Annotated in this window: 18 protein-coding genes; 8 read left to right on the top strand and 10 right to left on the bottom strand. The window is 41.6% G+C overall.

The genetic code is table 11. The features are described 5' to 3' along the window. Positions 1-3: 3 nt before the first annotated feature. From EVU92_RS05840 to EVU92_RS05860, 5 genes are all read right to left on the bottom strand, one after another. Complete coding sequence (locus tag EVU92_RS05840) at positions 4-492, bottom strand: peptidylprolyl isomerase (protein WP_130050399.1); 489 nt, start codon at positions 490-492, stop codon at positions 4-6. A 64-nt stretch (positions 493-556) separates the two neighbouring features. Then, complete coding sequence (locus EVU92_RS05845) at positions 557-2,050, bottom strand: LysM peptidoglycan-binding domain-containing protein (protein WP_130050400.1); 1,494 nt, start codon at positions 2,048-2,050, stop codon at positions 557-559. A 28-nt stretch (positions 2,051-2,078) separates the two neighbouring features. Continuing rightward, complete coding sequence (locus tag EVU92_RS05850) at positions 2,079-3,065, bottom strand: MBL fold metallo-hydrolase (protein WP_130050401.1); 987 nt, start codon at positions 3,063-3,065, stop codon at positions 2,079-2,081. A gap of 68 nt (positions 3,066-3,133) precedes the next feature. Continuing rightward, a complete protein-coding gene (locus tag EVU92_RS05855; RefSeq protein WP_130050402.1) occupies positions 3,134-3,421 on the bottom strand; it encodes a cell division protein ZapA in 288 nt (95 codons plus the stop codon). Beyond that, the gene (locus EVU92_RS05860; protein WP_130050403.1) at positions 3,421-3,651 is read right to left on the bottom strand and encodes a DUF904 domain-containing protein; all 231 of its coding nucleotides are present in this window, start codon (positions 3,649-3,651) and stop codon (positions 3,421-3,423) included. The genes EVU92_RS05855 and EVU92_RS05860 overlap by 1 nt, the downstream gene beginning before the upstream one ends. A gap of 239 nt (positions 3,652-3,890) precedes the next feature. Between EVU92_RS05860 and rlmJ the strand changes: the two genes are divergently transcribed. Beyond that, entirely contained in the window at positions 3,891-4,730 is an 840-nt protein-coding gene (gene rlmJ / locus EVU92_RS05865; RefSeq protein ID WP_130050404.1) for a 23S rRNA (adenine(2030)-N(6))-methyltransferase RlmJ, read from the top strand. A 56-nt stretch (positions 4,731-4,786) separates the two neighbouring features. Here rlmJ and EVU92_RS05870 read toward each other — a convergent pair whose 3' ends face one another. The 3 genes from EVU92_RS05870 to EVU92_RS05880 all read right to left on the bottom strand — a co-directional run bounded on the left by EVU92_RS05870 (position 4,787) and on the right by EVU92_RS05880 (position 7,165). Beyond that, the gene (locus EVU92_RS05870; protein WP_130050405.1) at positions 4,787-5,596 is read right to left on the bottom strand and encodes an META domain-containing protein; all 810 of its coding nucleotides are present in this window, start codon (positions 5,594-5,596) and stop codon (positions 4,787-4,789) included. 157 nt (positions 5,597-5,753) lie between these two features. Further along, on the bottom strand, positions 5,754-6,320 hold the full coding sequence (locus EVU92_RS05875) for an alkylphosphonate utilization protein (RefSeq protein ID WP_130050406.1): 567 nt from the start codon (positions 6,318-6,320) through the stop codon (positions 5,754-5,756). Positions 6,321-6,400: 80 nt separating this feature from the next. Then, positions 6,401-7,165, bottom strand: coding sequence for a transporter substrate-binding domain-containing protein (locus tag EVU92_RS05880; protein WP_130050407.1), 765 nt, complete (start codon positions 7,163-7,165; stop codon positions 6,401-6,403). Between the two features lie 104 nt (positions 7,166-7,269). Between EVU92_RS05880 and EVU92_RS05885 the strand changes: the two genes are divergently transcribed. The 7 genes from EVU92_RS05885 to EVU92_RS05915 all read left to right on the top strand — a co-directional run bounded on the left by EVU92_RS05885 (position 7,270) and on the right by EVU92_RS05915 (position 16,198). Further along, positions 7,270-8,547 (top strand): HDOD domain-containing protein, encoded by a 1,278-nt coding sequence (locus tag EVU92_RS05885; protein WP_130050408.1) that lies wholly within the window; start codon positions 7,270-7,272, stop codon positions 8,545-8,547. A gap of 54 nt (positions 8,548-8,601) precedes the next feature. Beyond that, entirely contained in the window at positions 8,602-9,216 is a 615-nt protein-coding gene (locus tag EVU92_RS05890; RefSeq protein ID WP_130050409.1) for a paraquat-inducible protein A, read from the top strand. A 43-nt stretch (positions 9,217-9,259) separates the two neighbouring features. Then, on the top strand, positions 9,260-9,622 hold the full coding sequence (locus EVU92_RS05895) for a hypothetical protein (RefSeq protein WP_130050410.1): 363 nt from the start codon (positions 9,260-9,262) through the stop codon (positions 9,620-9,622). 104 nt (positions 9,623-9,726) lie between these two features. Further along, a complete protein-coding gene (locus tag EVU92_RS05900) occupies positions 9,727-11,049 on the top strand; it encodes a TolC family protein (RefSeq protein WP_130050411.1) in 1,323 nt (440 codons plus the stop codon). After that, on the top strand, positions 11,042-12,499 hold the full coding sequence (locus EVU92_RS05905) for an efflux RND transporter periplasmic adaptor subunit (protein ID WP_130050412.1): 1,458 nt from the start codon (positions 11,042-11,044) through the stop codon (positions 12,497-12,499). Before EVU92_RS05900 ends, EVU92_RS05905 begins: the two co-directional genes overlap by 8 nt. Then, positions 12,496-15,600 carry an efflux RND transporter permease subunit gene (locus EVU92_RS05910; RefSeq protein WP_130050413.1) on the top strand — a complete coding sequence of 1,035 codons (3,105 nt, stop codon included), beginning with the start codon at positions 12,496-12,498 and terminating at the stop codon, positions 15,598-15,600. Before EVU92_RS05905 ends, EVU92_RS05910 begins: the two co-directional genes overlap by 4 nt. 142 nt (positions 15,601-15,742) lie before the next feature. Further along, positions 15,743-16,198, top strand: a complete 456-nt coding sequence (locus EVU92_RS05915) for a hypothetical protein (protein ID WP_054563522.1) — start codon at positions 15,743-15,745, stop codon at positions 16,196-16,198. 37 nt (positions 16,199-16,235) lie between these two features. On the opposite strand, the gene ppx is transcribed toward EVU92_RS05915, so the two are convergent. After that, a complete protein-coding gene (ppx, locus tag EVU92_RS05920; protein ID WP_130050414.1) occupies positions 16,236-17,723 on the bottom strand; it encodes an exopolyphosphatase in 1,488 nt (495 codons plus the stop codon). Beyond that, positions 17,716-19,797: a polyphosphate kinase 1 gene (ppk1, locus tag EVU92_RS05925; protein WP_130050415.1), complete on the bottom strand. Its 2,082-nt coding sequence runs from the start codon at positions 19,795-19,797 to the stop codon at positions 17,716-17,718. Before ppk1 ends, ppx begins: the two co-directional genes overlap by 8 nt. Positions 19,798-20,048 lie beyond the last annotated feature (251 nt).

The following is a 20,048-nucleotide window of genomic DNA, read 5'->3' on the forward strand; positions in this document are numbered from 1 at the left end:
CCCTTAGTGGCTGTGGCCACAACCGCCTTCACCGTGCACGTGGCCGTGTGATAATTCGTCGGCTGTTGCTTGGCGAACATTGACTACTTCAACATCAAATGTCAGGGTTTTACCTGCAAATGGGTGGTTTAAGTCACAATCTGCATTGAAGCGACCCACTTTAACGATAGTCACTTGGTGACGGCCTTGGTTAGAATGAACAATAGCAGTCATACCTGGCTTCCACACTTTTGTGTTGCCTTGTAAGTGCTTAAGTGGAATACGTTGGATTAGGTTGTCAACGCGCTCACCGTAAGATTCGCTAGGCTCAAGTGTTACGCTGAAGTTATCACCAGCTGCTTTACCTTCAAGCGCTTTTTCAAGACCCGGAAGCATGCCTTCAGTACCATGGATATATGAAAGTGGCTCGCCATCTTTACTTGATTCGACTTGCTCGCCTGCTTCACTAAGTGTGTAGTGAAATTCAACCACTGCGTCTTTACTGATTTGCATGTTATTTCTCTTTAGAATTTAAAATATAGGCGGTGATTTTACGCTAACCGTTAAGACTGAGCAATCAAGGCTTTTTCAACGAGCCTTCTATTCTTGACAGCATGGCTTCACTGGTTGGCGTTTGTCGCTCTGCAGGTTTTGCTTGCGGTAAGTGAAGTGTCAAAATCGTGCCTGGTCTTAATATGCTGGTGGCACTCAGTTTATTCCAAGTTGCAATGTCTTTGTGTGGCACGTCGTATAATTGGCTGATACTCCAAATTGAGTCACCTGGCTTTACTAGGTAATCAACCGCAATGGTTGCGATAGTTTCTTCATGCTGTTCGAGGTAGGGGCTAATATTGTAATCAACCAGTAATGATTCTGGCATGGTTTGTGGCTGTGATAAACGCAACTGCTCACCAACTTTGATTAGGTTGCTTGTTTTGCTATTGAGTGCTTTTAGATCCTTTACAGACATATTAAAGCGTCTAGAAAGACTGTAAAGAGTATCGCCTTTTTGCACTATATACTCACCAGCAAAGTTATTGCGAAACAATTTGCTTTGTAATAGCGTACGCTGGTCAAGAGGCAATAGCAGGGTATGTGGACCATTCGGGGAGCTTTGGTTTTTTAAATATCCTGGATTTAATTTATGGAGCTGGTTATGTCCCACGCCAGATAAGTTAGCTATTACTGAAAAATCAAACTGCTGGCCAACATCAAACTCAGTAGTGAGTGCTTTATTAACCAATTTAGGCCGTTTTAAGCCTTGCTCAGGATGTTTCAGTAAATAACTTAGTGCTAATAGTTTAGGAATATAATCGGCAGTTTCTTTTGGTAAAGATAACGACCAATAGTCAGTTTTTTTACCTATTTTTTTATTCTTTTCAATGGCTTTTTTTACACGTCCCTCGCCACTGTTGTAAGCGGCAAGTGCATGTAACCAGTCACCATCAAAGCGCTTGTGTAAGTAACTTAAATAAGCCAAAGCGGCATCGGTTGAGGCGAGAATATCTTGGCGTCCGTCATACCATTGATCGCTTTGTACGCCAAAATGATAAGCTGTTGCGCCAACAAGTTGCCAAACACCTACAGCATTCTTTGATGAGCTTACTGTCGGTCTAAAATCACTCTCGACAAATGGCAGCAAGGCCAGCTCCATAGGTAGCTTTTGTTGTTCGATCCGTGTCACGATATGATACAAGTAAGGTGCTGCACGTTTGTTTACTTTTATGAGGTAATGAGGCTGTTTTAAATACCATTTTACACGTGCAGAAGTATGCTTATTAGTTTGAAAGACGAGTGTTAAATTGTTGGCGATATGCTGCCAAAGATCGTTCGAACGAGGTGTTGGTAACGGAGTGTCACCAGCTGGCAGTGGCGCAACTGTAGCGGGTGGTTCAACAGCCGTTGAAGCCACATAGTCACTAGTTGCTTGCTGGGTTGCTAAGTCGGGCTCATAATGGTTAAAAACCGCTGGCCTTTCCCGCTCATCTGTTTTCTGCTGAGTTAGTTGGCATCCCTGTAGACCAATAACTAAGCTCAGCCAAAGTAAATATCTCAAACTTACTCGAGCCATATAATAAAATCCTTTTACTATTTTAGCTCTATTTTGACAACTTGCTCTGTTTTAGTCCAGCCTCTAGAAACATAGAGAAAGCCCTTTCACCTATTTCATCAAGCTGATATTGCTGTTTTATCTCGGCAGGAAAAAGCGGAATTAATTCACTAACTGATTTATCTGGCGCTGATTTTGTCATCTCTTTAATCGTTTTTAAAAACCTTAAAGGGAGCGCAAGATCTTGTGGCGATAGTGGCTTGCCATGACCAGGTAAAATAGTTACGAGCGTGGTATTTTTTTGAATATCTTGCAGTACTGTGATCCAGCTAGTAAAGGTACCATGCCCGGGGTAGGGTAAGCTGTCGACTATATCTGCGCCTAACAGAACGCGGCCTTGATCTGCACTTAAAGTAAGATCGCCTTTAGTGTGCGCTTGGTAAGGTGTAATAACTACGGGATAATCACCAAGGTCTAGCTGTGTTGATTCAGTAATGCTAATAGCCGGCGGGTTTAAGGTTAACTCCCGCCAGCGAAATAAACGCTTTTTAGCAAGTTCTAGTTTGTCACGCCAAATCACTTGTTGATCTTCTGGTTGATTGGCAAGGCGTTGATAGCTCAGCTCTATGCTTTTTTCATAGCCATCTAATTTATCAGTTAATGCTTGCTGCATGGCGACAAACTCAGTTTCTACTTGTTGATGAACTATCAGTTTGGCTTTAGGGAATTCAGCCTGTAAAACCGCTAATCCTAGTAGATGATCATCATGATAATGACTGGCCACTAAATAACATAATGGTGTTTTTAGGTGTTCTTTTAGCTGCTCTGCGAGCATTTCTACTTCGGCAAAGTTACCGCTGGCATCAAACATTAAGGCGCACTCTTTACCTTCAATTAGCACTTGATTCGAATCGTAAAAGCGCAGTTTATTTTGTTGTTGAAGAAATTGAATTTCGGGAGTGATGCTATGCCAGCTAACGCTTGATTGGGCGCTATAGCTTACAAAAAGACAGATCAAAAAAGCACAAAATCGCATGGTGTTCCGCTCGAATAATAGTCAGTGCAGTTGATTGTAAACAAAAAAAGCGCTGGATGCGCTTTTTTCTAAATACTAAGATGTTGGCTGAGCTTATCTATTAGTTTGTCATGTTGTTGCTCTTGTTCTGCTTGTTGCGATTTAACTTCGAGTAATTCATGACTTAAATGTAATGCGGCCATCAGCAGGGCTTTTTGGTCATTTCGAACCGATGAGCGTTGTTTCATTTGCTCCACTAAGTCATTCAAATTTTGTGCAGCAGCAACTAGGGCGTGCTCTTGCCCTGGTGGGCAAGAGAACTCATGTTCTTTACCTAGTAGCTCTACGCTGACCCGCTGACTTTGTGGGCTGCTCATTAGCTAGCCTGTTGTACGCTTTGTAATTTCTCAAGCAGGCCTGTTAGTGTACTGCTTGCATCTTTTTGCTTCTCTTCGTTTTCTAGCACTTCAAGTTGCAGAGTTTCGTTCTCATCTAAAAGCTTAGCTGTTTGCTCTTGTAGGCTTTTAACTTCGCTTTCAAGTTCGCTATTGCGAAGGATTAATTTGTCGATCAGTTGTTCGAGTTGGGAAAGAGTTTCGTTATTCATAAATGCGCTCATAAAACTGTGGTTATTGTCATGCAAATGTAAAGGAAAGTGTCTTGATATGCCAGCATTTACGGCTGTTTTAGCGTATTTTTATTTATTATTAAGGCTTAATTCAGCGTAATGGCTTTTTTATTCATTTATGGTTCATGGAATAGCCTGAACTTAGGATCATTTGTTGTTTATCATGTACAATAAAACTATTCATTTTTAACGCAGTTTGCATCTGGCGAATTATAAATATGCTTAGTTATCGACACTCTTTTCATGCGGGTAACCCTGCTGATGTGCTAAAACATCTTGTTCTAGCTGAAGTACTTAAATACCAAACAATCAAAGATAAGCCACTTGATTATGTAGACACGCACTCAGGTGCTGGTTTTTTTGAACTTGCAGGCAGTGACGCACAAAAAACACAAGAATATTTAGAGGGTATTGCTAAGCTTTGGCAGCATAATAGTGAGCATGATGCACTTAATGAATATATTGAGCTAATTAAATCATTTAACCAAAACGGTAATTTAGATTTTTACCCAGGTTCACCAAAAATTGCCGAGCACTTTTTGCGTCGCCAAGATAACGGTTGGTTTTTTGAGTTACACCCACGAGATCTACAATTACTGCAAGACAATATGAAAGGTAAACGTTCTATTCGTGTTCGTGGCGAAAACGGCTTTCAAGGCTTAGTTGGTTTGTTACCTCCAGCATCACGTCGAGCTTGCGTGCTTATTGACCCTCCATACGAAATTAAAAATGATTACGACACGGTTGTTAACACCCTTGTTAAAGCATATAAGCGCTTTGCAACGGGAACATATATGATTTGGTATCCGGTTGTTGACCGTGAACGAATCGATAGAATGGAAGCGGGTTTAATTGCATCGGGTATGCGTAACATTCAGCTTTTCGAGCTCGCAACACAGGCCGATACTGACGTTCATGGAATGACAGCGTCGGGTATGATAGTGATTAACCCACCATGGAAATTAAAGCAAACAATGGATGCGGTATTACCAGAACTTGTTTCATTATTAAGCGACAGCAGTGGTTTTTATCGTAGCGAGCAATTAGTTGAAGAATAATTCTTTTTCAATACAAAACGCCCAGCAATTGCTGGGCGTTTTTAATTTTACCGCTATTAATTCATGTAAGTAGCTGCAAAGGTCGCTAGTGGCTCGTCACTATCATCTAGCAAGGTTAATTGCTCACCATTGATAGAGTATTTAGCAGTGGCTGCTAGTGTTGCTGACATGGCTGCTTCGATATCCATTTGTGCTACACACATTCTTTCGGTGATAGCTAATGGTTTGAAGGTCAGCATTTGCTCATTAACTTCGTAATTACCTGAGAAGTTATTACAGCCTAAGTAACCACTGGTTGAACCATCGTCTTTAAACTGCACGAAGGGTTCTTTATTTTCAACAGTGATTGTTTCACCGCTAATTGTAACTGCTTTCCAGTAGGTATTTGTTAAAGTAACATCGGGTTTTTTAGCCGATACTTTTGTCACTGTTACCTTGTAAACATCGCCCGATACATCTTCAGCAAATGGGTTATTGTGAGTGGTGCTAATGTAAAGTAATTTACCTTGATTCTCTATGCGCGCACTTACACTATAACGGTGACGGTCAGCAATTTTGCTTTCATCATATTCGAGTTCCACGCTGTATGGTGGGGCGCCGTTTAATTCAATTTCTTGTTCGCTGAGTACGTCAGCTTTGGCATCCATTTTTGAAACATCAGCCAACTGTACTTTTAATACCGAACCAGGGGGGAGCATGCTACGGTCTAAATAAGTAACTTGAGTATTTAGGGTTTTCATTGTTGATTGTTCAGCCTGTGGTGCACTTGAGTCTTCACCACAACCTGTTAATACTAAGCTGCTCCCTAAGATCATTAAACTGCATAGAGAAGCGCGTTTGAAAGATGAGATGGTATCCGAAGCCATGATTGTTTCCTTGCGTTTTTAGGGGTATGCGTCTTTGTTTTAAAGTTAGCATAAAGTTCGCTGACTTAATCATAGCTTAATTAACAAAAAATGGGCACTAGGCCCATTTTCGTCATAACGAGTCGCTTTATGAAAATAAAGCGTATTAGAGTAATCGTTACTTTTTCACGTATTTAGTGAGGATAACAATACGCTGCCCGTCAACACGACCTTCGATGTGCTCAGGGTTGCTTGTTAAACCGATGTTTCTTACTGCTGTGCCACGTTTAGCAACAAGGCTACTGCCTTTAACATCAAGATCTTTAATTAGAGTTACAGTGTCACCTGCTTGAAGTACAACGCCATTACTGTCGATGTGTTTAATATCATCGTCTTCCGCAAGTGCTGTTTGTGCCCACTTTAGCGTGTCTTCTTCTAAATAAATCATGTCTAGAGCATCTTGTGCCCAGCCGTTATCAGCCGCTAAACGTTTTAACATGCGATAAGCCACTACTTGTACTGCAGGTGTTTGACTCCACATACTATCATTTAAACAATGCCAGTGGTTTGCAGTTAGATCGGCATTATTCTCAATTTGATCTTTACAAGTTTGGCAAACATAAATGCATTTATCAGAATGAGCCTCTGTAACAGGTGGCACCTCGTAAACAGATAGGTTATCTGTAGCGGTGCAAAGTTCACATTGGTTATTACTGCGTTCGATTAGTGCTTGTTCAATGCTCATAGGAGACTCTTTTTAGTTAACAAGGTAAGAAAAACAGCGCGCATTATAGCAAAAGCAGGTCCAAAGCGGAATATCCCTAATTATTGTAGGGATATGCTTTTTGTGTATTTATTGATTATGGCATCTAAGCTGCCAGAGTTTTTAAGCTCTTTAATAGCTGCATTTATTTTTGGTAGCAATAGCTGATGTTCACTACGCAGGCGAATTTTTAAGTTTCCCAGCGAATGTAAAGCGCCAAAGCCAATATCAACATTAAATTGCTCAGCCCAGTATTGTGCCGGAAGTTTGTCTATTATGACAACTTCGATACGCTGCATTTTTAATGCTTTTATTAGTTGTTTTTCAGAATGAAAATCAACGCGCTTAAAGCGATTGTCATCGTAGTAGTAATAGCCTAAGACAGTACCCACTGGCTGATTATTAATATTGTTAAGTTGCTGCCATTGAGTCACAGAGTTTTTTAAACTGACCAGGTACTCCTCAATGACAAACAGGGTATCTGAATAAATAAATTGCGGGTTTTGTTTTTCTGCTTGGCTTAGCCATTCAGGGCTAAGAACATCAAAGTCGATGTCTCCTTGGTGTAGGTATTTTACAGTCCTTTTTGCAGGAAGTTCGATATGCTGCACTTGAATATCAGCAAGCTGCATAACTTGCTTAATCATTTCGGGTAGGATCCCAGGGGTGTTGTTGTCGTTGATGTAATAAGGATAATAGTTACCCGAGCCAGTAACATTGTATTTTAATACCCGTTGCTGCTCAGCAAAAACTACTGGTGAGAGCAAAAGTAAAATTAATAAAGTCGAGTTAAAAAAGTTCAATGGTCTGATTGAATACGTTTTCATGTACCTAGTTTGGTTGGGTTTTTGTTTTTTAGCAAGGTAAACATCTTTCACTATACTTATAACAATAGTAATGTGGAGATAGCCACATCCAAGTGAGAAGTAGAATGTCAGAATTAAGTATTGAAGGTAACAAAAGTCAGAGTGTGACTCAGTATATAGCACGGCAGCCAATATTTAATGCTGATAGAAGTTTGTATGCATACGAATTACTGTACAGAGAATCGAGCGACAATGTTTTTCCGGTAGGCACGAGTGATGGTCAAGCGACAGGGCGGCTGTTCTTTAATGCGTTGATGCTGATGGGGCTCGAAAAGCTAACGGGGTTTCAACCCGCGTTTATCAACCTATCAACCGACGCTATTTTGGATGACTTTCCAAAGCTGTTGCAACCACGCAGTGCGGTTATCGAAATCGTTGAACGAGCGACGAGTATTCCTAAAGTAGTGAACCGCGTTAAGCAGTTAAAGCAAGAAGGCTACTTGTTCGCTTTAGATGATTACGATGGCACTGATAAATGGCAAGATATCTTACCTTTGATGGATTTTATTAAGCTTGAAGTAACGCAGCCGATTATCAAAACCAACATGATGATCAAAAAACTAAAACGCAGCTTCCCTGATACCACTATCATAGTTGAACGTATTGAAAATTATGAAGACTTTGAGCAGTTAAAAACCGCTGGTTGTGATCTGTTCCAAGGGTACTTTTTTGCCAAACCAGAACTTTTAAGTTTTGGAAATGTTGAACCATCAAAAGTTGCCGTACTTGAATTACTCAATTGCACCGCACAAACTGATTTAAATTTTGATGCTATTCAACAACGAGTTGCTAAAGATTTAGGGCTTACCGCACGCATTTTAAAGTTAGTTAATGCGCGAGCTAGCAGCACCCAACAAACTATTCGTTCGATCTCGCAAGCGGTTATTTATCTTGGTGAAGATGCGATTAGGCAATTTGTGCGTGTATTAGCACTTAGCGAATTAGGTAATGATAAACCGCAGGAGCTGACAAAACTTGGTTTAACAAGGGCAAAATTTATCTCTTTGATGCTTGAGCCAGGTGGGAAAGAGCTTGCTGAGCAAGGGTATTTGGTTGGGCTACTTTCTGTGCTTGATGCTATTTTAGATATGGAACTTGATACCATAGCAAAAGAGTTTTCGCTTGGTAGTGAGCTCTCTAGCGCTCTTTTAAACTTTAATGGGATGCAAGGTGCAAGCTTACAACTCACGAAAGCGGTAGAGGAAGAGCAATGGGAAACGGCTCATGAGTTGCTAATGATGATTCGTCCTGCCTCAAAAATGGATGTAGTTTTTCAAGCCATGTACGATGCTCGTGCATATGCAGATGACGTTTTCGTAAGCTTATCTTCGGTTACAGACTAAAAGTGCAGAGTTCGCTATGATGCGGGCTCTGTGTATCAAAAAGGTTTGTAAATAATGCGTTTAGCTTTACAGGTAGTGACCATCTTAGTTGCTTTGGCGTTACTTATACCAGGAGTAACCCAGCCGGTACTTACCCTTGAAGGAAAAATCGATAAATCTAAGCTTGCTAAAACAGGTATTGAAATGATTGCCGATGAAGGCGACCGGAATACCCGTAGTGTACTAATGATGGCATCAAGCATGTTGGGGCTTGATAGGCTTGAAGGTGAAATTGATGCCTATAAAAAAACACGCAGCATTTGGGGTACCGTGAATGAGCTTGCTAATAACAAAAACTACCTTGTCGCCGCGCTTGTTGCCGTGTTCTCCATAGTGATCCCCACTTTAAAATTGCTGATGCAATTGTTTTATTGTTTCTTACCTATGAATAAAATTAAACATTTACTCGGTCAACTCATACAAGGACTAAGTAAATGGAGCATGGTCGATGTGTTTGTGATTGCATTGATCGTGTCTTATTTAGCTGGCAACGCCGATGGGCAAATGGGCGAACTTATAAAAATGCATGCCGAACTGGGGGATGGATTTTGGTATTTTACTGGTTACTGCCTGTTTGCTATTGCTGCCAGCAATAGTATTAAAATAGATAAACCCTTGTCGAGCGCGTAAATTTCGGGCTACAATTTGGGCAATTAATTTTTAAGGTATGATGATGACGCGACTTTCAAGCTACTTATTGATAGCTATGATGCTGCTCACTTTTGTGGGTCAGTCAGTTGCGTCTGTTGCTATGGTATGTGATATGCCACATGGCAGCATGCAAATGGATCATCATGCTAATATGAATGCTGACAGCGACATGAGCGACATGAGTGATATGGATTGTTGCCATGAAGATGCAATGGATAACAGCGATTGCGCGTGTCCGTTTAATGCCTGTACAGCTCACTCACTCCTTCCGTTAAATGATTTAGTTGTTAAATCAATTAAGCAATCCGAAAAAGTCACAGTGTTAGGCGCCAGCCAGCTTAGTTTCCACGCAAGTTCTTTATATCGTCCACCTATTACTGCTTAAGCAGGATAGGTCTGTCTAAAATTCAGTAAAACGCTGAAATACACCTCATTCTGCACCCAAAATCTATTGTTTTTTAACCATTTTTAAGATTTTTGGAGCATGTGATGACTCACAGCAAATTGATTAAGGCGCTTTCTCTAGGCGTAGTATTGATAACCTCAAGTTTAGTGAAAGCAGAGCCGTTGGCACTCAATCAGGTGATTGATTATGCACTGACTCACGAGCCTTGGTTGCAGGCGAATAAATACCAGCAGCAGGCGATAGAAGCGCAAAGTATTGCTGCAGGCACTTTACCAGACCCAGTATTAACTGTCGGACTAATGAATTTACCAACCGATGGCTTTGCCTTTGATCAAGAAGGTATGACGCAATTTAAAGTGGGCTTGTCGCAGCAGTTTAGTCGAGGTGATAGCCTTGCCTTGCAGCAGCAGGCATTAAGGCAATCAGCTGAGCAATATCCCTGGCTTAGAGCAGATCGTCAAGCCCAGGTTAAAGCCATTGTTAGCGAAGCCTGGCTAAATGCCTATCGCGCGCAAAAAAGCATTCAATTAATCAACCAAGATAAAGCTTTATTCAATCAATTAATTGATATTACTGAGGCAAGTTACGCCAATACACTTGGTGCGACTCGCCAGCAGGATATTATTCGCGCTCAACTAGAGCTCACTCGTCTTGAAGATAAGCTAGTGATGTTAGAGCAGCAGTTTGATAGTGCCAAAAAGCGACTAGCTCAATGGCTACCGATTGACATGTTAAACGGTGCTGTAAGCGATGAAAATATAAAGGTGGCCGCATTAATGCCTTATCAAGAGCTTGCTCCATCAGGGGTGATAGAAGTGTTGATGGCTCATCCCGCAATTATTGCTATTGAGCATGCTTTGCGTGCTAAGAATACACAAGTGCAAGTGGCAGAAGAAGCGTATAAGCCTCAATTTGGAATGAACCTAGGCTATGGCTATCGTGAAGACACGCCTATGGGGGACTCGCGCGCTGACTTACTCTCAATAGGGGTTAGTGTTGATTTACCTCTCTTTACAGATAACCGTCAGGACCAACAAGTTAATGCTGCGATAGCTAGTGCAGAGGCGGTAAAAACTAACAAACTTATTACCCTACAAAAACTACAAGGTCAGTATTTTAAAGAGTTAAGCCAGTTAAGCCGGCTAGCCCAGCGCAAAGCGCTGTATCAGCAACAGCTATTACCGCAAATGGCAGAGCAAGCTGAGGCGACATTAAATGCTTACACTAACGATGCTGGTGACTTTTCAGAAGTGATGCGTGCACGCATCAGCGAACTAAATGCGAAAATTGATGCGTTAAATATCGAAGTAGATAAACAAATAACCCTCGCTCGCCTTAACTATTACGCGGCGGCAAAAGATAGCCAAATAAATGCGGCACAAAGCCAAGGAGTTACCTATGAATAACACAGTCAAATTAGTTGTCGCTTTGGCGGTAGGTGCTGCATTGGCAACGGCTGTAAACAAACTTGCTGAGCAAGATCATGCAACTATGCCTAGCGCTGAAAAAAAGCCGCTATATTGGGTGGCACCTATGGATAGCAACTACCGTCGTGATGAGCCAGGTTTATCGCCGATGGGTATGGAATTGGTGCCTGTTTATGAGGAACAAAGCAGCGCTGAAGACAGCCCAGGTACTGTGAGAATCTCACCAGCCGTAGTGAATAACTTAGGGGTAAGAACAGCGCCAGTGCGTTTTAAATCATTACAAAGCACAGTTGATACGGTTGGCTATGTGCAATATGACCAAGACCAATTAGTGCATATTCATCCTCGTGTCGAAGGCTGGATCGAAACTTTATATGTAAAGGCTGCGGGTGACCAAGTTAAGCAAGGCGAGCCTCTTTATACCTTGTATTCTCCACAGTTAGTGAATGCACAGGAAGAGCTACTGCTTGCCCTTAAACGTAACAATGCGGTACTTATTCGTGCGGCTAAAGCGCGCTTAGCCTCATTAAATGTTTCTGACGATTTTATTGCGCGATTAGAGCAAAGCCAAAAGGTTAGGCAAAACATAACCTTTTATGCCAAGCAAAGTGGCGTATTGGATGAGCTAAATATCCGCGAAGGTTTTTATGTGAAACCGGGCACCACCATGATGAGTATCGCTCACCTAGAAGAAGTGTGGGTTGAGGCAGAAGTTTTTGAGCGTCAAGCTGGCCTTATTCATAAAGGCTTGCCAGTTACCATGAGCTTAGATTATTTACCGGGTAAACGTTGGCAAGGGAAGGTCGATTACATCTATCCAACCCTTGATGAGAAAAACCGTACTCTTCGTGTACGCCTTCGCTTTGCTAACCAAGATGGCCTACTAAAACCGAATATGTTTGCTGAAGTGAGTATTATTACTAGGCCGACTGAGCCGCAATTAGTCATCGCAAAAGAAGCGGTGATCCGCACTGGTAGCCAAGACCGTGTCGTGATTGATTTAGGCGAAGGCCGCTTTAAGTCAGTCGCTGTGACGTTAGGTCGCAGTGATAATCATGACGTCGAGATTTTATCAGGCTTACTGAAAGACGATAAGGTGGTTATTTCAGCGCAGTTCTTAATCGACTCAGAATCAAGCAAAAGCTCTGACTTTATGCGTATGCAAGAACCAGATAGTGACAGCGCAATGGTGAATGGCGTGATCAACAGCATTGACCGTGAAGCCAGAACTGCTGTAATCAGTCGTGAAGCCATCCCCAAGTGGGGCCGAGAGGCCGCAACTATGGAATTTCACTTTTCGCCGCGCATTGATATGTCTAGTTTGCAAAGCGATGATGAAGTGCATTTTACTTTTAAGTTAGTGGACGGTGAGTTTATGATTTTTGACATCATGACCATGAGCCATCCTATGCAAGGAGAAATGCAATGATAGCAGCCGTGATCCGTTGGTCAGTCGGGAATCGCTTCTTTGTATTACTGCTGTCTTTAATGTTGGCAGGTTTTGGGGTTTTTTCTTTAAAGAATACCCCAGTTGATGCCTTACCTGACTTATCTGATATACAGGTTATTGTAAAAACCTCTTACCCAGGACAAGCGCCGCAGGTAGTGCAAGACCAAGTGACGTTTCCGATCACTACGGCAATGTTGTCGGTGCCGGGGGCTGAAACGGTCAGGGGTTTTTCGTTCTTTGGTGACTCTTACGTGTACGTTATTTTTAACGAAGATACCGACCTTTATTGGGCTCGTAGTCGAGTACAAGAGTATTTGAGTCAAGTAAGTGCTCGCTTACCCGATTCAGCTAGGCCAGAACTTGGCCCAGACGCAACAGGTGTGGGTTGGATTTACCTTTATGCGCTGGTGGATAAAACTGGCAAACACGATATTAGCCAGCTACGAAGTCTGCAAGATTGGTTTTTAAAGTTTGAACTGCAAACTGTGCCAGGTGTATCAGAAGTGGCTTCTGTTGGTGGTATGGTTAAGCAGTATCAGGTTAATGTCGACCCCGACAAATTACGAGCATATGGTATTCCACTGAGTTTAATTCAAACAGCGATTAAACAAGGTAACCAAGAGCGCGGTGCCTCAGTGGTCGAAATGGCTGAAGCCGAATACATGGTATCAAGCACAGGTTATATTAAAGGTGTTGCCGATTTAGAAGCCATCCCACTTGGTACCAATGCCAATGGTACACCACTGCAATTACGCGATGTGGCCGATATTAAACTTGGGCCGCAAATGCGCCGTGGGATTGCCGAACTTAACGGCGAGGGCGAAGTGACAGGTGGTGTGGTGGTGATGCGCTTTGGAGAAAACGCTGAAGCGACCATCAAACTAGTAAAGGAAAAGCTAGAATCGCTCAAAAAAGGCCTGCCAGAGGGCGTTGAAATCATCCCTGTGTACGACCGTTCAAACCTTATTACACAAGCACTTGATAACTTAAGTTCAAAGTTAATTGAAGAATTAATTGTCGTGGCCTTAGTGTGTGTGGTGTTTTTATTCCATATACGTTCATCGATAGTTGCCATTATCACGCTGCCAATGGGGATTTTAACGGCTTTTGTGGTTATGTATTGGCAAGGTATAAATGCCAACATCATGTCGCTTGGCGGGATAGCGATTGCGATTGGTGCAATGACAGATGGCGCTATCGTGATGATAGAAAATATGCATAAACATATGGAGAAAACTCCACTGACCGACGAAAACCGCTGGCAAGTAGTGATGGACTCAGCCGCAGAAGTGGGGCCCGCGTTATTCTTTAGTTTATTAATTATCACAGTCAGTTTTATGCCAGTGTTTATTTTAGAAGCACAAGAAGGGCGTATGTTCTCGCCGCTGGCTTACACAAAAACCTATGCAATGGCGGCCTCGGCTGGTCTAGCGATTACACTGGTGCCGGTATTAATGGGCTACTTTATTCGCGGTAAGGTTATTTCGGAGCAGAAAAACCCTGTAAACCGCTTATTGGTGGCAGCGTATAAACCCTTGTTAAATGCGGTGTTAAAAGCGCCGAAAACAACACTGGTACTGGCTTTAGTTTTGGCAGTTATCGGCTTTTACCCGGTTAATAAAATTGGTAGTGAGTTTATTCCTCCTCTTGATGAGGGGGACTTGATGTATATGCCAACTACTTATCCTGGTATTTCAATTGGTAAGGCCCGTGAAATTTTACAACAGACCGACAAATTAATTGCCAGTGTGCCAGAGGTTGAGTCGGTATTTGGTAAAGTTGGTCGTGCAGATACTGCGACAGATCCAGCGCCGCTAACCATGATCGAAACCTTTATTCAGTTAAAGCCAAAGTCACAGTGGCGCGAGGGTATGACAACCGAGAAACTTAAAAAAGAGCTCGATAATCTGGTTAAGTTCCCAGGGCTCACCAATGCGTGGGTTATGCCAATCAAAACGCGAATCGACATGCTTGCCACTGGTATTAAAACGCCTGTGGGGATCAAAGTTGCAGGGCCAAAGCTGAGTGAAATTCAAAAAATCGGTGAGCAAATTGAAGTCATCTTAAAAGATTTACCGGGCACAGCTTCGGTTTACTCAGAGCGCGTTGCCGGTGGTCGCTACATCAAAGTCGATATCAACCGTGAAAAAGCAGCACGGTACGGTTTGAACATTGCTGATGTGCAACAGGTCGTTGCCACCGCTATCGGTGGTATGAATGTGACCGAAACGGTTGAAGGGCAAGAGCGTTACCCTGTTAACTTGCGTTACCCGCAAGATTATCGTGACTCGCCAGAAGAGCTGAAGTTGTTACCCATTGTGACGCCAAATGGACAACGTATTGCATTGGCTGACGTTGCTCATGTTTTTATTGAAGATGGTCCGCCGGGTATTAAAAGTGAAAATGCACGTATCAATGGCTGGAGCTTAATTGATATTGAAGGCAGTGATATCGGCAGTTATGTTGAGCATGCGCAACAAGCACTGCATGAGCAACTCGAGCTACCTGCTGGTTACTCAATTACATGGGCGGGGCAATATGAATATATGGAGCGCGCAAAAGCCAAACTCAGTTACGTATTGCCACTAACTTTGGCAATCATTGTGGTGCTGTTATATCTCAATTTTAGAAGTTTTATTGAGGTGGCAATGATCATGCTGACCTTACCACTTGCGATGATAGGCGGTATTTGGTTGATGTACCTTGAAGGCTTTAATTTCTCGGTCGCTGTTGGGGTTGGCTTTATTGCCCTAGCAGGGGTTGCCGTAGAAATCGGCGTGATCATGCTGGTTTATCTCAATCAAGCGTATCAAGATGCCAAAGCGCAATCAGCACAGTTTACGGTTACAGAGCTGCGCCAAGCAATTATCAATGGTGCAGGCCTTCGGGTTAGGCCTGTGATGATGACAGTTGCCACTATTATCATAGGTTTATTACCTGTGCTGTATGGTACTGGAACGGGAAGCGAGGTGATGAGCCGAATTGCAGCGCCGATGGTTGGCGGGATGCTCAGTGCCATTGTTTTAACGCTACTCGTGTTACCTGCACTTTATTTTATATGGCGTAAACGCCACCTATAAATTTTACAGTCAGTGTGTAACTTGTACGCTTTTACTTGCTTCAAGTTACACTTTTTATTTTTAAGGCGCTGATAATTAATGTTTTTTCTAATGGTGTGATTTATGCAAAGTCATATTAAATTGATTTTGATAAGGAATACACATGCAAGTTAAAACAATACAACAAGTTTATGATTGGACCGTGTTATTTCATACTCAAATGGCAGCCAATTTCCACAGCGTTAAAGATTTACTGGACGAGCATAATCAAATGCTGGTGGATTATTATCTGCAATATGAGAAGAAACTAGCAGAAGATCTCGTTGGCTTTAAAGCAATTACTGAGATAAACACGCTAGATACGTATTGCTATGAGTATTTTGCTGAAAACCCTGAGCTAATTACCTTCAACGATATCAGCACAGATCAGCAAATTGATGAAAAGGCGATTCAGGTTTACTTAACCACGCAACACCAAAAAGTAATCGACTTATACGAGTACTTGGTATCGCGCGCTGATACAGAGCAAAGCAAAGAAAAGCTTGAGCGATTGCTAGAGCTTGAGCATCAAGGCCTTAAGCAAATGATGCAAAGCTCAAACCGCCATATGGATATGTAATCGATTAATCTATTAATCTATTAATCTATTAATCAGCTTAATGAAAATCGAGTAAGAAGCCGACCTTCTTAAGGTATTTTTGCTCTTGCTGTAAGTCAGCTAAAAGCAAGGTATGTTCTTTGAGCCACTTATTGTGAAACTTTAGGAACATACTATTTTGCTTAGCTGTTATCTCAAGCTTAAAACCTTGATCGGTAATACGCTTTTGATTCAACAGTACCGCTAAGCGCAAAATCACAATAAGTTGTAATATTTCATAATGCTGCATTGTATGCAGTGCCGGAAACTCTTCTAAACGGATCTTTTTCCGATAAAAGCGGATCATGCAACTGAGCAAGGTTTGCTGTTGCTGCGTAAACCCTGGTAATTGGCTATTCGCAACGATATACGCACTATGCTTATGTATTCCTGATGAATTTACCCCTAAGCCAATTTCATGCAGCTGCGCGGCCCAATCCAGTAAGTTGATATAGTCCGGATCAGTAAATTGCCATGCACCTTTTACTTGTTCAAACAGCCATTTTGCAGTTTTAGATACGCGGTTAGCATGCTCTTTATCTATGGCGTTACGTTCAGACAGGTTCTCTATGGTATTAGTGCGAATATCTTTATGGGCGAGCTTTTGCTGCATTTCATGAAGTAAACCTTCACGAAGAGAAAAGTCGCTGTATTGCATTGCTTCTATTTTAAATAGCTTAAATACTGCAATCAATATCGCTAAACCACCACAAATACTGACTTGTCGCTCAGCTGTGAGACCTTCAATTTGTAGCGACTGAATTTGTTTAGCAGCAATAAACTGGGTTTTTAATTCTAGTAATCTCTCAAGCGTGATTAACTGTTGCTCGGCATCATTGGCGTTAATCATGGCAAGGATTGATTTAATTGTGCCAGATGTCCCTACTACAGATTGCCAGCCAGCCGATAAGTAGTTGGCAAAGATCACTTCGAGTTCTTGTTCTGCGCGAACCTCTGCTTTATCAAAGCGCTTAGCTGTAATTTGCCCATCAGCGAAAAATTGCTTGGTATAGCTGACACATCCCATGTTTCGACTAGCTAGTAGCTTGTGTTTAAAATGTTTGCCAATTATGAGCTCAGTACTGCCACCACCAATATCAATAACTAAGCGATTTTCATCATGATGAATGTAATGGGCGACACCTTGATAAATTAAGCGCGCCTCTTCTTGCCCTGAGATCACTTCAATCGGGTAGTTAAATACCCTACTTGCTTGGGTTAAGAACGAATGAATATTTTTAGCGCGGCGTAATGTGTACGTCGCGGCAACTTTGACATTCTCGATGGGAAAGTCCTGTAAGGTGGTCGCAAATTGTTTAAGGATGGCTAGAGCACGTTCAATAGCTTCTTGGCTTAAGTGATTTTTATCATCCAAACCGTCAGCTAAGTAAACGCGCTGCTTTTCTTTGTGTAAGATCTGCAAAGAGCCATCGACCTCTCTTGCCACCACTAAATGAAAACTGTTTGAGCCTAAATCAACGGCAGCTATTGAGGGATAATCATTCATTATTATAGTTACTTTCCCATTTTTTAAGGTGGTCATAAATGGCAATTTGTGAGCGAATTTTCTTACGATTACCACGGCGCACATAGCTATTTTTTTGCTCACTATCGATTATGCGTGCTTTTGTTCTATCTTTAAACTGTAGTTCAAGAATATCAATGATAAGCTGTTTTAATTTTTTATCATAAATCGGAGTGGCCACTTCAACACGATGATCTAGGTTACGGGTCATCCAGTCAGCTGATGAAATATATACTTTTTCATCACCATTATTATGAAACACCATAACCCGCGGATGCTCTAAAAAGCGGTCAACAATACTAATGATACGAATGTTATCATTTGCGACAGAGGGTACTAACGAACACATACCACGCACTATAATACGAATTTTTACGCCACGTCTTGCGGCAAAATAAAGGTGATCAACCAGCTCTTTATCGACAAGGTTGTTTATTTTTAAAGTAATTCGCCCAGCCTTACCGTGCTCTACATTGCTAATTTCTGCATCTATCAGTGAGATGATAGTTTGCCTTGCATTGACTGGCGAGATCATCAAATGATCAAACTGAAATGGCTTATAACTACTTTCAATGAATTTAAAAACGCTATCGCATTCTTCGCTAATACTTTCATGCTTAGTGAATAAGCTAAAGTCAGTGTATATTTTGGCTGTTTTTTCGTGAAAGTTACCTGTGCCAATGTGTGCGTACTTCACTATGTTGTTTTTTTCTTTACGGTGAATGACACATAACTTGCTGTGTACTTTAAGTGCTGGGATACCAAAGATCACTTTAACACCAGCATTACTGAGTGTTTTTGCCCATTCGATATTATTTTGTTCATCAAAGCGCGCTTTAAGCTCGACCATGACAGTTACATGTTTGCCATTTTTGGCGGCATTAATGAGCGTAGAAACTAGACGAGACTGACTGGCTACACGGTAAATATTGACCTTAATTTGTGTCACATCCGGATCAAAGGCTGCTTGGCGTACAAACTCAAGTAAATGGTTAAAAGTGTGATATGGGTAATACAGCAAAATATCTTGCTCTGAGATGGCATCAAACACACTCGAGTGATTATTAAAGGCCGTGCTTTGTAACGCTGGTAGTGGTTTGTTTTCTAAGTACTGGCGGCCAACATTCGGAAACGCAATAAAATCGCGGAAGTTACGGTAACGACCACCGGGGATCAGCGCATCATGTTGACTAATATTAAGGCGTTTTTTCATCACTTTAAGCATTTCAGCTGGCATACTTTCGTCATAAACAAGACGCACAGGTTCAGCATAAATACGTTGCTTTAGTCCTTTCGACATTTTATCGAGCAAGCCTTCTTCAAGCTCGTCATCTAAATTGTACTCGGCATCACGAGTTAGTTTAATGGCATAACATTGAATATCATCAAAGCTAAAGAAGCTGCTAAACACATCGCGAATAAAGTAGGCGATGATGTCATCAAGCATCACAATAGTTTTATGACGGCGTGTTTTCTCTGGTGGCAAAATAACAAAGCGAGATACGCGGTCAGTTGGCACCTCCATCATGGCATAATGACTTTTTTGATTGGTCATTTCGACAAACAAATAGGTCATGGTGTCGTTTATTTGATCTGAATAGTCTTTCTTTTCAGTGAGTAAAATTGGCAGTATATGTTGTAGCACATTGTCGTGGAAAAACTTTTTCAGCCAGGTTAAATGAAATTCAGATAGTTTCTCTGGTAGCTCTACGTGAATATTGTGCTCGTTTAAATCATTCAAAATATCTTTATGAATTTGATTAAACTTTTTACCAAGCAGTAGCACTTTACTTTGGATCTGATGAAGTAGTATTTCGTCTTCTTCAAAGTTCGCATCAGGAATTTTATTAAGTAAAATTCGACGCTTTACATCGGCTACACGTACTCTGAAAAACTCATCCATGTTGTTTGAGTAAATACCTAAAAAGCGCATGCGCTCAATAATCGGGTTCGATTTATCTTTGGCTTCTTGCAGCACGCGTTCATTAAAAGACAGCCAACTAAGCTCTTTAGCAAAGTAGTTTACAGCTTGAGAAGAAGAATGTGATGCGTTCATCTGGTTTTCCAACGTTTATAACTAGTTAGAATATAGAGGATGCAGATGACGGTTGTATTAAAATACTCAAGCTGCCTCTAGATACCGTTTCAGTTGGAATTAAAAGCGATTTAGGCAAGGCATTGAATGCAAAGAATGGTTGCTCCCTTGTTAAATTCAATAACGCAGAATAAATCGCTTTTAAACCAACCCATAGGGCGATTCTCTGGGGCTTACTCTCTGCGTTGTTACTTTTTAAAAGGGAATGCCAT

Source organism: Pseudoalteromonas sp. MEBiC 03485 (genome assembly GCF_004195145.1).
In the GTDB taxonomy this organism is placed as follows: Bacteria; Pseudomonadota; Gammaproteobacteria; order Enterobacterales; family Alteromonadaceae; genus Pseudoalteromonas; species Pseudoalteromonas apostichopi.

Coding starts and splice junctions, on each gene's coding strand:
- EVU92_RS05895 (WP_130050410.1), top strand. CDS start 9,260: ATGACGCGACTTTCAAGCTACTTATTGATAGCTATGATGCTGCTCACT.
- EVU92_RS05855 (WP_130050402.1), bottom strand. CDS start 3,421: ATGAGCAGCCCACAAAGTCAGCGGGTCAGCGTAGAGCTACTAGGTAAA.
- EVU92_RS05845 (WP_130050400.1), bottom strand. CDS start 2,050: ATGGCTCGAGTAAGTTTGAGATATTTACTTTGGCTGAGCTTAGTTATT.
- EVU92_RS05875 (WP_130050406.1), bottom strand. CDS start 6,320: ATGAGCATTGAACAAGCACTAATCGAACGCAGTAATAACCAATGTGAA.
- rlmJ (WP_130050404.1), top strand. CDS start 3,891: ATGCTTAGTTATCGACACTCTTTTCATGCGGGTAACCCTGCTGATGTG.
- EVU92_RS05915 (WP_054563522.1), top strand. CDS start 15,743: ATGCAAGTTAAAACAATACAACAAGTTTATGATTGGACCGTGTTATTT.
- ppx (WP_130050414.1), bottom strand. CDS start 17,723: ATGAATGATTATCCCTCAATAGCTGCCGTTGATTTAGGCTCAAACAGT.
- EVU92_RS05870 (WP_130050405.1), bottom strand. CDS start 5,596: ATGGCTTCGGATACCATCTCATCTTTCAAACGCGCTTCTCTATGCAGT.
- EVU92_RS05880 (WP_130050407.1), bottom strand. CDS start 7,165: ATGAAAACGTATTCAATCAGACCATTGAACTTTTTTAACTCGACTTTA.
- EVU92_RS05850 (WP_130050401.1), bottom strand. CDS start 3,065: ATGCGATTTTGTGCTTTTTTGATCTGTCTTTTTGTAAGCTATAGCGCC.
- EVU92_RS05840 (WP_130050399.1), bottom strand. CDS start 492: ATGCAAATCAGTAAAGACGCAGTGGTTGAATTTCACTACACACTTAGT.
- EVU92_RS05900 (WP_130050411.1), top strand. CDS start 9,727: ATGACTCACAGCAAATTGATTAAGGCGCTTTCTCTAGGCGTAGTATTG.
- EVU92_RS05860 (WP_130050403.1), bottom strand. CDS start 3,651: ATGAATAACGAAACTCTTTCCCAACTCGAACAACTGATCGACAAATTA.
- ppk1 (WP_130050415.1), bottom strand. CDS start 19,797: ATGAACGCATCACATTCTTCTTCTCAAGCTGTAAACTACTTTGCTAAA.
- EVU92_RS05890 (WP_130050409.1), top strand. CDS start 8,602: ATGCGTTTAGCTTTACAGGTAGTGACCATCTTAGTTGCTTTGGCGTTA.
- EVU92_RS05910 (WP_130050413.1), top strand. CDS start 12,496: ATGATAGCAGCCGTGATCCGTTGGTCAGTCGGGAATCGCTTCTTTGTA.
- EVU92_RS05885 (WP_130050408.1), top strand. CDS start 7,270: ATGTCAGAATTAAGTATTGAAGGTAACAAAAGTCAGAGTGTGACTCAG.
- EVU92_RS05905 (WP_130050412.1), top strand. CDS start 11,042: ATGAATAACACAGTCAAATTAGTTGTCGCTTTGGCGGTAGGTGCTGCA.